Consider the following 14,839-nt stretch of genomic DNA (forward strand, 5'->3'; position numbering starts at 1 on the left):
CCGCATTAGAGGAGGGAAGAATAGAGATGACGGTAACTATTTTATGTTCAGGCTTTGGGCTTGGCTTTTACACACCAGGCTTGCTTGTCGAAGCTAGTCTAAAACGTCATGGGCTTACGACCGAAGTGCTCGTTTTTGAAAATGTGATGCAAGATGCGCAGCGCAGTCGGGTCGATCATAGCCGGCGCGAATATCATCATAATTTCTCAGTGGCGCTTATGTCGCAACGTATCCCGCAGGACATTCGCAAAAGTATGGATGCCGGGCAGGTAGATGAGCTGCTACAACGCTGGCAGGCGGAGGGCAGACGCCATTTTATTTGTTTGTCTGGACATTGGGTGTATGTGCTAGAACTGTATCGGGAACAGCTTGGCGAGCCGCTGGAAGTAGATTTGCTGTATTTGGATGTGATGGACTCGCCTTCCTGGAAAAATGTAAAGCGACGTATCGATGCGCTAGGTGAGCGGTATCGTGAAGTATGGTTGTTCGGAGATGGAGAGCAGCCGATGAGCACGTATATCGATATTGCCGGTTCCGATCCGGTACAGCCTTATGACCAGCGCGACCAAAGACTGCTCGTTCATGGCGGCGGCTGGGGGATGGGCACGTATCGGGAGCATTTGGACGGTTTACATGGAGCCGGGTATGCGCTTAATATCGTATTGTACGAAGGCGATGCGCCAGGCAGCACGGAGCAAGGACAACGTTATTACCGCATGGACCCTGACTGGCGTACATGGCAGCAAAATGATGAAGGCAAGCATACATTTCCGCCTTTTGCCCGTGTTATTCAGGGTGAGCCGGAGCGATATGAGATTCATCCGGATTATCATAAGCTGTGCGAGCTGGAGCGGTCGGTCAAAGCGATTGTGAGCAAGCCGGGCGGCGGTACGTTGGCGGATTCGTTTGCTTCCGGGACGCCGGTGATTTTTTTGGACCCGTTTGGCGAGCATGAGCAGCGCAATGCCGAGCTATGGGAGCAGTACGGGTATGGGATTACGTATGCGCGCTGGATGAGCGACTATGGCGGTGGAACGGATATTTTGGAACAGTTGCATCACAATTTGCTGGCGGCAAGACAGCAGTTGACCCCTTATCCACAACGATATGTGGCAATGTATAGGGCAGCGATCGAGCAGACGGCAGGGGAGGCGGGATTATGAATTCCACCGCCAGAGTGATTCCTTTTCCGGCTAAAGTGGCGCCGGAGCGACTGTCTGGTGCCCGTCCGGTACGAATGGGTATTGTCGGCTGTTCTGGCATCGTGCCACGTGCCGTATTAGAGCCAGCCGTGTATGTGGACGAGCTGCATATTCATGGCGTCGCCAATCGCACCTTTGCCAAAGCGCAGCTGATGGGCGAGCAATATGGCGTGCCGGTCATCTATGCTACGCTGGACGAATTGCTTGCTGACCCGCTGCTGGATGCGGTATATATCGGGCTTGGTAATGCGCTGCATGCCGATTGGATTGTACGCGCATTGGAAGCAGGTAAGCATGTGCTAGTGGAAAAGCCACTTTGTTTGCAAGCGGAGCAGCTTCCGCAATTGGAGGCGGCGGTACGGAAGCGTGGATTGTTGCTGGCAGAGGCGATGATGGTAGCGCATCATCCGTGGCAGGCAGCGGTTCGCGCTCTAGTAGAGAACAGCACATACGGCAAATTGCTGCGCACTTCCACCCGGATTACGATTCCGGCGCGCCATGATCATTTGGACAATTATCGCAGTCGACCGGAAGAAGGTGGGGGTTGTTGGTGGGATTTAGGTTGTTACTGGCTGCAATTTGTGCAGCAAATTAGCGGAGAGCAAGGACTGTCGAAGTTTGATTTCAAAGGAACATCCGAGTTTAACGGCCCGAACGGTTGTGATTGGACATTTGAAGCGGAGGCTGTAGCAGATGATGGTTTTGTCGCATCAGCGGTATTGTCGTTTGAGCAGCCCTATGCGTGTCGGCATGTGCTTCATTTTGAACAGGCGATTGTAACGATTCCGGATGTGTTTCGCTGCAATCTGGGCTTTTACAAAATGAAACTCAAAATCGCGCTGCTGCAAGATGGGCAGGAGATTGGACAAACACATCAGCAATTGTTTGAGCCGCTGAATTATTATGTGAATCAACTGCGCTCATTTACCGAGCAAGTGCGCCTTCACGGTCATAATGGCAGTGAGCAAAGTATTGCCGAGCATGGATTAATGCAGGCGATGGAGCGTATTCGGGTGCTCGATCATGTGTATCGTAGTGCTAGAGCAGAGTTGTTGCAACGTTGATCAGCGGCGGCTCAGCTGTATTTGATCATAAACATATTGATCGTTACGATGCCAACTGCGAATCTTTGTAATGAACGAAATGCCAACGAATACGTCGTCAACTTTGAATAGTTTAATTTCTAACAGGCAATAGCGAGATATCGTTTTCAACACCGTTATCATATGCCTACAGCAAAAAGCCCGCTCTGTCTTCGACGACAGCTAGCGGGCTTTGAACTGTGTTTACATAGTCAGCTACGATTGTTGCCGCTGCTAGCGATTATGCTGCTGCTCATTATTTATAGCAACCATCGAATCCGGTAACGAGACTGCATATTTGCCATAGTAAGACGACTATAAACGATGCTGCTCTTAATTATTATGTTCTGGCAGCAGTTCGCTCCAATCGACCATAATGAGTGGGCGCGGCCCGAACGCAACAGCACTGCATACGGATAGCTGGTGCTCACGATCGAGATTGATTTTGCGAAAAAAGCACGTTTGCTCGCAGTGATCATCCCAGCCGCCGGATGAATCCTCCTCAGGATCAGGGGCAGCAAGACGCGCCCTATCCGGCTCGATCAACTCGATCGAAAAGGAATCAAGCGGGATCGATAGCCCTTTGCCAATAAACTTGATATAACTTTCCTTTAATGTCCAGAGCGTGTAAAATAATTGAAGTCGGTCTTGTTCAGCTGTGTTCATAAGCAGCTTATATTCAGAAGCGGTGAAAAAGCGTTCGGCAATCGCAAAATCGATCGGTCGCACACGTTCGATATCGGCGCCAACCGGTACATTTCCATCGGCACAGATGACCCAATCACCCGCATGGGACAGATTAAAATGAATATCGGTGTGCTCACTCAGATATGGCTTACCATAGCTGTTTTTGCTGAATGTCAGTGTATCTGCTGGGAGCTGATAACGCTCCTGCAAAATATAAAGCACCAACAATTCACCAAGCAGGCTGCGCTGCGCGTCCTGCTGCCGCTGAAAGCGTAATGATTGCTGGCGGCGTTCTTCGGACACCGCTGTACGCATTCGTTCCATCGTTTCTTCGGACAGTAGCTCAGGCACATATACACCAGTGATGTTAATCAATGCATAGTTCCTCACTTTCAATAACTGGCTTCGTAATAAGTGAAGCTTTTACCCTTATATTGCCGAATATTAAAATCGCCGTCAAGCATCTTCATGTCATTTGGCGCATCCACATACATTGTACGCGGAAGCTGATATAATGAAAGCAGTAATGTTTTGATCATAGCAACAGGAGGGAATACGTTGTCAGAGATTAAGCAGTTGCCGTTTCAGACGGAAGATTATTATTTTGTACAGATGATTCCAGACATTCAATTTGCCCGTTTTCCAAATGGACATACACTGAAAATGAATATTTTGCGTCCGCAATCCCATATGCCGTTACCGCTTATCGTCTGGATAGTTGGAGGCTCATGGCTAGATGCGGACAATTATAAGCATGTACCGATGATGTCGTCGATGGCAAGTCAGGGTTATGTCATCGCCTGTATCCAATATCGTACCGTCAATCGCGCGCCATTCCCGGCGCAGCTTCATGATGTAAAAACAGCGATTCGTTTCCTGCGTGCTCATGCGGATGAATACGGTATTGATACCGAGCATATCGGCATCTGGGGGCATTCGGCTGGCGGCCATCTAGCTGCACTTGCCGGTGTGACCGGAGATCAGCCGCAATGGGATGAGGTTGGGCAGTGGGCAGGCTATTCTAGTCGTGTCAGTGCGGTTGTTGATTTTTGTGGACCGACCGATGTATTGACCGATTTTCAGTCCGAGTATGCGCAGCCGGTCATTTCGTTATTGCTGGGCGGATCGATCCGTGATAAAGCTGACAATGCCGCACTGGCGAATCCGATGACGCATATTCGTACAAATGCCGAGCGGCAAAGTACATTGCCGCCGTTTCTGATCGTACATGGCGATGCGGATGAGATGGTGCCGCTGCGTCAAAGCCAGTTGCTGTATGATGCACTGTATGAAGCAGGCTCGCAAGTCGACTTGTATGTGCTGGAAGGTGTAGAACATAGCGCTGCCGGTTTGATGACCCGACTGGATGTGATGGATGCGGTTAGTCGCTTCTTTGCTTTTCAGTTGAAAGGTTCTTAAGTTCAACGGCAAATAGCAAGGATGATCGTGTTAACGTATGCTTGGTCGGTGTAAGCTGCCGGGCGGAATGAACGAATCATTGCACATGAAGACTCCGTGTACGATGCCAAACGTTGTAATGAGGGGGACAAACATTTGGACAAGCACGACTACGATATGCTCCATAATCTCATTGCTGGCAGCGGTGTGTACCGTCCGCTTTTTGAGCATCATCCGGATGCCATCTATGTGATGGATATGGAGGGTAATTATGTCTATACGAATCCTGCCGTATTGCGTATGACTGGCTATACGCTGGAGGAGTTGTTGACGATTGATAAAAGCAAAATTTTCGGCAAGGAGCGATTATACTTCCGTTCGCCTTATTTTAACCAGGTGATGTGTGGGGAATCGGTGCAATTCGAAGCGGAAATTTATCATAAACAAGGTCATACGTTGTATTTGGACGTGACGTATGCACCTGTGGCAAGTGGGGAGCGGGTCGTCGGTATTTTTGGTGCCGCCAAAGATATTACCGAGCGCAAGCAAGCGGATGAGCGGCTTAGGCAGAGCGAAGAACGTCTAACGCTTGCCCAAGATATCGGCGGGTTTGGTTGCTGGGAGTGGAATATGGATACGGACGAGCTGAACTGTACGCCTAAGTTTTTTGAAATTGTTCATATGAAGCAGAAAGCACCGGTACTGCTTTATCGGCGCTTTTTGTCCAGAATTCACCCTGATGATCGCGGCAACGTCAGTGAGGCGTTTCGGCGTATGATGACCGAAGGCAGCATTCATTTGGAATGTCGACTGCAAGATAGCGTCCATCCGGTCAAAACGATTGCGATTCATGGACGATTGCTGTATGCGGAAGAACGGCATGAGCGCCGGATGATCGGCACCGTTCAGGATATTACAGAGCAACGTCTGCTCGCTGATCTGATTCGTGAAAGTGAACGTCAGTACCGGATGTTGTCCGAAAATACGATGGATTTGATCTCTACGCACACGGCGGACGATCAGCTTCGTTTTTTGTATGCTTCCCCTTCGTTGACCCGCTTGCTCGGTTATGAGCCGGACGAGATGGTCGGTCAATGTGCTACCGATTATTATCATCCCGAAGATCGTGCTATCGTGCGTATGTATATTCAATCGGTATTATATGCACGGGAACAGCATACGATCTGCTACCGCTTCCGACACAAAGATGGACATTATGTATGGCTGGAATCAAGCGCTACGCATGCTGGTGAAAGTGGTCGAGGGATATCCGGTACGATCGTCGCCGTATCACGCGATGTGTCGGATCGCAAATTTGCCGAGCAACGGCTGTTGGAAAGCGAGCAGCGCTATAAGTCGCTCGTTGAATATAATCCGTCCGGTGTCTATTCGTTTAATATGGATGGGCGGCTGTACAATCTCAATCCGGTTGCCGAAATCCAAAGCGGCTATACGAGTGCACGGATGGGCGAACTGCGCTTTATCGATCTAATTGATGAAAAGCATCAACAGGAGGCGCAGCATCATTTTGACCGTGCACGGAGGGGGTTGCCGCAAAATTATGAGACGACATTGATTCAGTCGAGCGGCAACCGAATGGAAGTCAATATTACAAACGTGCCGATTATTGTAGGTGGTCAAATTACCGGCGTCTTCGGCATTGCAACCGATATTACCGAAAGCAAGCGCTATTTGGAGCAAATTCAGGCGCTTAGTGACGAATACAATCTGATTCTTAGCTCTGTGTCTGAGGGGATTTTTGGTATCGATACGAACGGACGCGGTATCTTTATCAATGAAGCGGCGGCACGAATGTTGCAGCTTCCACGTCAGCAATTTATCGGCATGTTGTTACAAGAAGCGCTCGTCAATGCGCGTGCAGATGGCGAGGCGTATTCGCCAGGGCAAAATCCGGTACGGCTGACGCTTGCGGATGGAGTGTCCAGACATGTGTTGGAAGAAGTGTTTTTTCGGCGCGATGGGTCCAGCTTTTTTGTATCGTACCGGACGAATGCATTGTTTGATCGCGGCCGTATTATCGGAGCGGTCGTTGTATTCAGTGACCGTACGAATGAACGGAAAATTTTGGAGGCAAAAGAAACAGCAGAGCGTGCCGCTTATACGAAAACACAGTTTATCTCGATGATGAGCCATGAGCTGCGCACCCCGATGAATGCAATTGTCGGTATGAGCGAACTTATTCAGGATTCGGTACTAGATGAAGAACAGCGCTGGTATATGGACATTATCGTGCAAAATAGCCATGAACTGGTGCGCATTATGGACGATATTACCGATGTGCATCGGCTGGAAAATGGACATGTAGATTTGGAAGAACATGACTTTAATTTGTATGAGCTGCTTGATTCGGTGTATGTACAGTTTTTGCCGCTTGCCGAGAGCAAACATATCCGCTTGGAGCTGCGCGTTGAACAGGAAGTACCGTTATATGCGAAAGGCGATCTGCTGCGTCTACGCCAGGTGCTTGTCCATATTATCGGCAATGCGATCAAGTTTACCGATCATGGTCATGTCGAGATTGTCGTCAGTCTGTCGCATCTGTCACAGGAGCACGGGATGGTGATCGATTTCCGCATTATCGATACCGGGATCGGCATTCCGACAGATCGGCTAAGTGAGCTGTTTCAGTCGTTCTCGCAGGTGCATCATGCGACCAATCGATATTATGGCGGCACCGGTCTAGGGCTGTTTATTAGCAAAAATCTGATCGAACTGATGAACGGTACGATCGGCGTAGACAGCAGGGAACATAGCGGCTCGACGTTTTATTTTACGCTACCGTTTAAATTGGCAGACGAATAAAATAAGCAATCAGGTGCTTCCAAAAACAAAGACGCTCCGGCGGTTCTCATTGTGAGATCACTGGAGCGTCTTGCTGTACAACTACCTAATCAAGCACAAACTTTGCGAATGGAACAAACGGAGCGATCGGTTGGACGGCTGTAATCAAACGGTCGCGTACATAATGGCGATCGTTTGCGGGCCGCAGTGGCTGGCGATTACGCAGCCTGCTTCAGTAATGATGACCTGTCGTGCATTCGTTTGCTCGCGCAAGACAGTTTGCATCATCCGCGCTTCATCTTCGGCAAAAGAATGCACGACAAAGATCACATCTTCATCGATTTGTGCTTTGTTGGCGACACAGTTACGTAGCAGCTGTTCCACCGCTTTTTCACGTTTACCGCGTATTTTGTAAGCTGGTGTGAGTGAGCCTTCCGGTGTGACTTTGATCACCGGACGAATTTTAAGCAGGCTGCCGATCCAATTTTGCATACCGGAGCAGCGACCGCCTTTGTACAAATAATCAAGCGAATCGATCGCAAACTCGGTTTCGATCCGTGCACGTACGTGTTCGAGCATCGATACAATCTCACTCACACTACTGCCGGAGTTTGCTGCATGTACCGCCTTCATAACGAGCAAACCGATCGAGCTGGACAGATTGAGCGAATCGACGACCGTTACCGCTCCCGCAGGCAACTCCTGCGCGGCAATGCACGCATTGGCAAAAGTAGACGACAATGCTGACGACAAGCTAATGTAAACAATCGCATGTCCCGCTTGCACGACCGGCGTGAACGCAGCCACAAAATCAGCCGGGGAAGGTGCAGACGTTTTGGGCAGTTGCCCTTCACGGCTGACACGATCATACAATGCGCGCGGTGTAATATTTACACCATCGCGATATACATCCTGACCAAAAGTAACATAAAGCGGAACGATGCCGACTTGATGCTCTTGTAGCCAGGAGGAAGGCAGATCACATGTACTATCTGCAAAAATACGAATGGAAGTCATAACATTCTCCTGTCTTCTGAAACCTGTACACGAACCGCTTAGCTACGTATAGTTGCTCAAAGCCATCGTTGTGATAGCTAGCCTGTATAGTTGTTATAACGCTTAAATTCAAGCATACATAGTGCAGGCGAAACATCGAGCGACTTAGCATATGCTATATTGCGGCGGCTCCTTAATCGTGTACGTACAAGCAACAGTTTATAAAATAAAGCGATAATAAACGCAGATGGCGTTATTATACCACGACTTTCGTTTCACCAAAACAGGGCTACCAATCGGCAGCACTTCATCAATTGCTCACAACTGAAAGCTGTTCAATGCGTTATAATGAAACAGATTCATGCGTCACCGTTAACTTGAACTTATACAGGAGGCAGATTATGCAACGCACGTATATTGTTATCGCTTCGATTCTTGGTATGCTCGGGGTAGCCATCGGTGCATTTGGCTCTCATATTTTGGAACCGATCATTGGAGCACGGATTGAAATATTCAAGACTGGAGTCGAGTATCATTTTGTACATGCGCTCGCGATTTTATTGACTGCGGTCATTGCAGGTCAGCTTGGCGAGAATGCGTTGCTACGTTGGGCAGCGCGTTTGTTTACCGTCGGCGTGCTTTTTTTCTCAGGCAGTCTGTATGTACTATGCATTACAGGTGTCAAAGTGCTGGGTGCGATTACGCCGCTTGGCGGCGTTTGTTTGATTGCAGGTTGGATTTTGCTAGCAGTAGGTGCAACACGTAGCAAACGTTTTTAATGACTGTATGATCGGTATACTTAATCATTAGCTTGATACAAAAACGCCAGTCGGAATAGCCGGCTGGCGTTTTATCATAGTGAGATATGATGATGAACGATCAAAATGTTATATGTGATTAGATAGCTACAGTCAATCGCTCACTCATTAGTTTTAAGCTTGCTGAAAATCATCAATTTCATTCAATTTGAACGTATAGACCTGCTTTTCATCCACATGGTATACGCTAATCGTCTGATCATCATTATCGTATTTAAGCACACGGCACGGAATCGACATACGCTCACCTCGCCGGTTAATCGTAAGGCGGATCAGATGACTGTTTTCGATATACATCGATAACCAATTGCCCATATCACTATTGCTGCTTTGCTGTGAAGTAGAGGGGGATGACGCTACTTTTGGTTTTGTTTCCGTTTTAGTTCGTGTTTGTACGATTGAGGATCGTTTAGTCGTTACCGAAACTGGAATTTTAAGCGGTATGCGCTGTACACTAGTAGCATCCAGCGTCTGTTCAATCTTTGTTCCTAGTTTAATACCAGTTACAATGCGAAAATCAGCCAATTCTTGCTGGTTGTTCAGAATGTCTAGCAGCTTTTGAAGGGCAACCGCATTGCTTTTCCCGGTAATCATGAGGTCAACGTTAAATAAAAATTCGGTGTCATCATTAGTCTGCTGCTTGTTCATCATTTCCCCATCTCACTTACTTTTCGGATTAGTGTAACATTGTGTAAATATCCTATTTTATTCAACTATACCATTTAGGAACCTATTTTCATAGGTCTATCGATGCATAAAAAATAACGAAAATAGTGCAATAGCGACAAGAGACCTATTTAGCTAAACGAATATACAATTATTATTATTTATCGGATAAAATGACCGTTTTCTTAATCCTTAAATCAAGGAAATTACACATAAATCAACATACACATATGAAAAAGCTACAACCGCATGGGTCGCAGCTCTCATAGTTCCAAAGACTTATCCTACATATATGTTACGATTTAACGCGCTTATGATGCATGGAATTCATGTCAAATTGCACCTCTAATACCAAACGGTGAAGCTCCATTATACAGTCATTATGCTACCGCGTACAATGAAATGGAAATAGCACACCAAGCGGCATCATCTAATCCGGTACAGCAGTCTATTCGATCCATGTTCAGACAGAACTGTTATACCAAAAGCGCATCATCCCCCTATCCGTCTTATAGCGAACAGCTTAGGCAGTTGTTCGCTATAAGACGGATAGACGATCCCTTTTTCCGTAATAATCGCCGTTACGTATTCGTTTGGCGTTACATCAAATGCCGGATTAAACACTTTAATATCCTGTGGCGCTGTCCGTTTACCAAAGCCTATCGTCACTTCATCAGCCGTACGTTCTTCGATCGGAATATCGGCACCGGTTGCGGTCGCCAGATCGATCGTAGATAGCGGGCAGGCGACATAAAAGGGGATACCGTGCGCGTGGGCGAGCACTGCTACACTGTACGTGCCGATTTTGTTCGCCACATCGCCATTGGCAGCTACACGGTCAGCGCCAACGATAACCGCTTGAATCCAACCTCTGGACATAACCATGCCTGCCATATTGTCACATAACAGCGTTACATCAATGCCAGCCTGTTGCAATTCAAATGCGGTCAGCCGTGCCCCTTGCAGCACCGGGCGTGTCTCATCAGCATACACTTTTAAATGAATACCTTGTTCGTGCGCGAGATACATCGGAGCGAGTGCCGTCCCGTATTTGGCGGTTGCCAGCCCGCCGGCATTACAATGTGTCAGCACACCCATGCCGTCTTTGAATAAAGGTAAGGCATGTTCACCGATTTGGCGGCATACGTCTTCATCTTCCGCATGAATAGCGATCGCCTCGGCAAGTAGCGCTTCATTGCGACCCTCTGTTGGGCCGGATTGCTCGGCAAGCTGATGCGCCTTTTTGTTCATCCGATCAAGCGCCCAGAACAGATTGACCGCCGTCGGACGCGACTGAGCAAGATAAGCGGACGTTTTTAGCACATGCTTCAGCCATACGTCAGCATCTTCCCCTTCATATGTCCACGTACCGAGCACGACACCATAAGCGGCAGAAATGCCAATCGCCGGTGCCCCACGTACTTTCATCGCTTGGATGCCTTCAAATACTTGCTCCGCTGTAAACAGCTCAAGCATTACGATTTCTTCCGGCAACAAACGCTGATCAAGCATTAACAATCGATCTTGTTCCCAGCGCAGCGATAATAACGGTTCAAACGGTGCGGTAGCGGACGTTTCAGAGGTAGTCTCGTTATTCATACAATGAATCACTCCTTGCAGATCGTATAGGATGGTACAGCAGCGAACATATGAGTACAAGCATAAATGGCTAAAAACGGATGGTGCAAGCGGAAATAGATGTAGCCGGTACATATTCTGTATTAGTATACGGAACGGTTAAGAGGGACGCAATATGTATTGCGGATGTTGGAAATAATAATACAAGCATGAACTGGAAACACATACTTGATATGTAAAATATAAAAACATTAAGCAGCATAACATGGGATAATATGGATGATGTAAGCAGCAATAAGCAAGTAAGCAGGTAAGAGAGAGGAGCATGCCTACCGATGTGCGATCCGTACTCATTTCTATACCGAATAGAACAGCAACGTCAAGACATGTATCGTTTAGCAGCACAATACGGTTTGGCGGATCAACGTGTGTTGGACAAATCGAAACAACTGGATAATACGTTGAATGAATACAGTCGATGCCAAGCGCATACGAATCATAAAAGCATAACGATTTTTTAAACTTGAAGCTTGTTTTGAGAGCTTCAAGTTTTTTGTATGTTCATTGTGTACGCAAACTTAGGTGTAGGCGCAGACACCCTAAACAAAGTACGCCTTTGCGGAATTACGTTGATTGGCATGGAGATCGGTATCCGCCATGATGTGTTAAACTCACAATTTTCGATAACGGCAACATCTATTATGATAATACAGATGGTAATAATAGGATGGAAATACACTATACTCATCTGTATCAAATAAAAACATACACGCTATAAATACGAGATGGAAGCATAATAACGTCCCTATGATTCCTAAAAGTATATTAATTTAAAATGAGTTGAAATAGCATATCATCTATCATCTGAGATCACGATATACGTATCGTCAAGGAGGAGCAGAGCATGGCGAACAAACAAATGAGCATCCGTTCCATCTTGCAGCAAGAAATCGAACGGAAAGGCTTTAATTTGAGTCAATTTAGCCGATATTCCGATATCAACCGGGGAACACTAAGCCAAGTACTCAATGGCAATCCCCCGCAACTGCCTTCCATCGCTGACCTGGATCGACTTGCTACAGTCACTGCGTATAGCCAGGAGCAATTGTATGCTTTGTACATAGAAGATTGTTTTAGGGAAGAAGCGTTACACGGCAAACGACTGAAAAATGTGCTGTATCGTTGTGTGGAGTTGAATTTAAATCAGTTGATTCAAACCATGATGCAGCGTTTGCTCGCTTATCCATCACAGAGTAAAAGCGTATATGACATGGCAGAGCATTGGTATGATGAAGGGCATCGTCAAATGTTAATCCCACTATATGAATATGTGACCATTAGCGAAAAATATCGCAGTTCCGATCGGATTGCGATTAGCCGTTATCGCATCTTCCAACTGAGCCAAACGAACAATTTTGAACATAATCTGCATGCAGCGATTGCGTTTGAACCGTACCGCAATGAACTGCCGATCGGTTATCGTCTGGATGGGTTGTTAAAGCTGGCTAATATTTATTTTAACCAGCATTTGTGGAAGAAGGTAGAGCAGTTTGCCGATGAACTGCGCGAGCTGGCGACGAGCGCGTATGAACATCGCTTGCATATGCAGGAAAATATAGATGGGGAGAGAGGGTTGGAGACGGAGCGGCATTTGGTTGTTTATTATGGGCATGGTTATTTGTTGAAAGGCAATGCGCTGGAGAAGCAGGGGGTGTATGAAGAAGCGATGATGTATATTGAGGGGTATAGGGATTTGGGGTGGTTTGAGGGGTTGGATTCGATAGGTGTATATTCAGTTGAGAAGTTTAGTATTTTTGCTGAAGCTAACTTTCTTGGTTTGCAAGTTTTATTAGGGAATGAGCAATATTTATTAGAATATGTGAAGTTTTTAGAAAAGTTTCCTGAAGAAATTTTGCCTGGATTAATAACAATTTTACAAGTTTCCAATAAATATGAATTTGAAATTGATTATATCATTAATAAATTTTCTTTTATTTTGGCTTACAATGGTGAAGACACGTTAATGATTGATGATTATTATTCTATATTTACCACGTTAGAACGGTATGAACATTTATATCGTCAGCTGGCAATCTACTATTTTCAAAAAGGTGAATATGCAGATGGGCTTCATTATATTTCTAAGTGCTTAGAAATCGCTAATCGTATTAATAAAAAAAGCGATTTTATTGAGTATCCTGAATTACTGCATTTATTGAAAGAGTGGTCTGTATTATTGAGTCAGCAAAAGAATATGTAATCCATATACATTTGAATTTAATAAAAACATAACAACAGCGTGCAAATGTTTATAATCTGCACGCTATTGTTATGTTTTTTCCTATATTCAGCTAATGCAATAAGGTGAAATATGCCTTGGAATATAGCTAGATTATATTGATACGTTTTGTACATGAAGTTCATATACATAATATCGACTTGCAGAGATGTGTGGGGAGCGTTTTATTTTAAGAGCAAATATTATATTTAATGCGATATTGATCGCTGCTTACGTCTGCGATAAACGACATAATACACAATTCCCAATCCAACCACAATTATACCAGCTACAATCCAGATGAATGCTTGAGACGTGAATAGTTTACCGGTAAACATCTCGGTTGCTGCTTGAACATTTCCTGTCCCTCCGCCACTATTTACAGCACCGCCACCGCCGCCACCGGATGTAGGCTCATTCGTAAAACTAGCTTGTTGTGCCTGTTCTGCTTCTACTTGGCGAACTTTTGCAATCAGCTCATGCAAAGATAAAACATCGTATTTTTTCAGTCCTAATAGCATACTGTCTTGCAATAAAGCAACGTGCTCTCCCTGATCGGTAGTTGTGACGAGAGCGATAGTTTGGTGTGCCAGATCATAAAGTAGCTTGCTTGTAGCATTGAAGCCAATACGTTGTTTTGCTTTTGCCATCGGTATTTTAAAATCGGCGTCTGAGAAGTTTTCGGAAGAAGAAATACGAGTGATTTCAGTATAGTTTGGTGGACTGTATGCGAAAGCAAGTGCTTTGCTACCATGTTGCCCCTCTACAATAAACATATACCCTTTAAATCTTAGCACATCTTGATCTGACTCCGCAGTATACGTGCTTTGCGTTGCAGAACGTCTAAGATCAATATCGTAGACAGCATAACCATCGCCAAGATGATCCTGATTTTCTTCTTTATCCGAAAGACTTTGCGTGTTATATGTTGTAGAATTTTCAGTCAAACGTTGAAGCGATGGAATCCACTGCGATACGTTTTGTTGGAGATTTTCTTGAACATCTTCAGGGACAGAAGATGCAAAGACAGACAAAGGTAAAGTTAGCAGTCCGATTAAGGTAGCAAATAGGAGCTTTTTAAACATGATGCTCCTCCTTACGATTTTTAGATTCACGTTTGCGATAAATGAAATAATAAACAAATCCAATCAAAATAATACTCGATATGACCCAGATCAAAGTTTGAGATATAGACGATTTATCCGTAAACGTCTCGGTTGCTGCTTGAATATTCCCTGTCCCTCCGCCACCATTGACAGCACCGCCGCCACCGGATGTAGGCTCATTCGTAAAACTAGCTTGTTGCGCCTGTTCTGCTTCGAAATTTTGCAC

General features: G+C 46.0%; 13 protein-coding genes. 7 read left to right on the forward strand and 6 right to left on the reverse strand.

Annotated elements, in window-relative coordinates:
• The first annotated feature begins 26 nt into the window (after nt 1-26).
• Both U1I11_RS01985 and U1I11_RS01990 read left to right on the forward strand, forming a co-directional pair.
• Nucleotides 27-1,163, forward strand: a complete 1,137-nt coding sequence (locus U1I11_RS01985) for a UDP-glucuronosyltransferase (RefSeq protein WP_322903357.1) — start codon at nt 27-29, stop codon at nt 1,161-1,163.
• Nucleotides 1,160-2,266 (forward strand): Gfo/Idh/MocA family protein, encoded by a 1,107-nt coding sequence (locus tag U1I11_RS01990; RefSeq protein WP_322903358.1) that lies wholly within the window; start codon nt 1,160-1,162, stop codon nt 2,264-2,266. Before U1I11_RS01985 ends, U1I11_RS01990 begins: the two co-directional genes overlap by 4 nt.
• Nucleotides 2,267-2,617: 351 nt before the next feature.
• On the opposite strand, the gene U1I11_RS01995 is transcribed toward U1I11_RS01990, so the two are convergent.
• Entirely contained in the window at nt 2,618-3,346 is a 729-nt protein-coding gene (locus tag U1I11_RS01995) for a 4'-phosphopantetheinyl transferase family protein (RefSeq protein WP_322903360.1), read from the reverse strand.
• A 183-nt stretch (nt 3,347-3,529) separates the two neighbouring features.
• Between U1I11_RS01995 and U1I11_RS02000 the strand changes: the two genes are divergently transcribed.
• Nucleotides 3,530-4,390 (forward strand): alpha/beta hydrolase, encoded by an 861-nt coding sequence (locus U1I11_RS02000; protein WP_322903362.1) that lies wholly within the window; start codon nt 3,530-3,532, stop codon nt 4,388-4,390.
• Between the two features lie 135 nt (nt 4,391-4,525).
• The gene (locus U1I11_RS02005; protein WP_322903364.1) at nt 4,526-7,192 is read left to right on the forward strand and encodes a PAS domain S-box protein; all 2,667 of its coding nucleotides are present in this window, start codon (nt 4,526-4,528) and stop codon (nt 7,190-7,192) included.
• A 144-nt stretch (nt 7,193-7,336) separates the two neighbouring features.
• Here U1I11_RS02005 and U1I11_RS02010 read toward each other — a convergent pair whose 3' ends face one another.
• Nucleotides 7,337-8,188 carry a DegV family protein gene (locus U1I11_RS02010; RefSeq protein ID WP_322903365.1) on the reverse strand — a complete coding sequence of 284 codons (852 nt, stop codon included), beginning with the start codon at nt 8,186-8,188 and terminating at the stop codon, nt 7,337-7,339.
• 380 nt (nt 8,189-8,568) lie between these two features.
• Here U1I11_RS02010 and U1I11_RS02015 point away from each other — a divergent pair, with 380 nt between their 5' ends.
• A complete protein-coding gene (locus U1I11_RS02015) occupies nt 8,569-8,946 on the forward strand; it encodes a DUF423 domain-containing protein (RefSeq protein ID WP_322903366.1) in 378 nt (125 codons plus the stop codon).
• Between the two features lie 153 nt (nt 8,947-9,099).
• Here U1I11_RS02015 and U1I11_RS02020 read toward each other — a convergent pair whose 3' ends face one another.
• The gene (locus tag U1I11_RS02020; RefSeq protein WP_322903368.1) at nt 9,100-9,636 is read right to left on the reverse strand and encodes a hypothetical protein; all 537 of its coding nucleotides are present in this window, start codon (nt 9,634-9,636) and stop codon (nt 9,100-9,102) included.
• Nucleotides 9,637-10,143: 507 nt separating this feature from the next.
• Complete coding sequence (gene mtnA / locus U1I11_RS02025; RefSeq protein ID WP_322903370.1) at nt 10,144-11,250, reverse strand: S-methyl-5-thioribose-1-phosphate isomerase; 1,107 nt, start codon at nt 11,248-11,250, stop codon at nt 10,144-10,146.
• A 314-nt stretch (nt 11,251-11,564) separates the two neighbouring features.
• On the opposite strand from mtnA, the gene U1I11_RS02030 reads away from it, so the two are divergent.
• Entirely contained in the window at nt 11,565-11,750 is a 186-nt protein-coding gene (locus tag U1I11_RS02030) for an aspartyl-phosphate phosphatase Spo0E family protein (RefSeq protein ID WP_322903372.1), read from the forward strand.
• Nucleotides 11,751-12,133: 383 nt separating this feature from the next.
• Entirely contained in the window at nt 12,134-13,489 is a 1,356-nt protein-coding gene (locus tag U1I11_RS02035) for a helix-turn-helix domain-containing protein (RefSeq protein WP_322903373.1), read from the forward strand.
• 227 nt (nt 13,490-13,716) lie between these two features.
• On the opposite strand, the gene U1I11_RS02040 is transcribed toward U1I11_RS02035, so the two are convergent.
• The gene (locus tag U1I11_RS02040) at nt 13,717-14,592 is read right to left on the reverse strand and encodes a hypothetical protein (protein ID WP_322903375.1); all 876 of its coding nucleotides are present in this window, start codon (nt 14,590-14,592) and stop codon (nt 13,717-13,719) included.
• The gene (locus U1I11_RS02045) at nt 14,585-14,839 is read right to left on the reverse strand and encodes a hypothetical protein (protein WP_322903376.1); all 255 of its coding nucleotides are present in this window, start codon (nt 14,837-14,839) and stop codon (nt 14,585-14,587) included. Before U1I11_RS02045 ends, U1I11_RS02040 begins: the two co-directional genes overlap by 8 nt.

This window comes from Paenibacillus campi (genome assembly GCF_034659835.1).
In the GTDB taxonomy this organism is placed as follows: Bacteria; Bacillota; Bacilli; order Paenibacillales; family Paenibacillaceae; genus Saccharibacillus; species Saccharibacillus campi.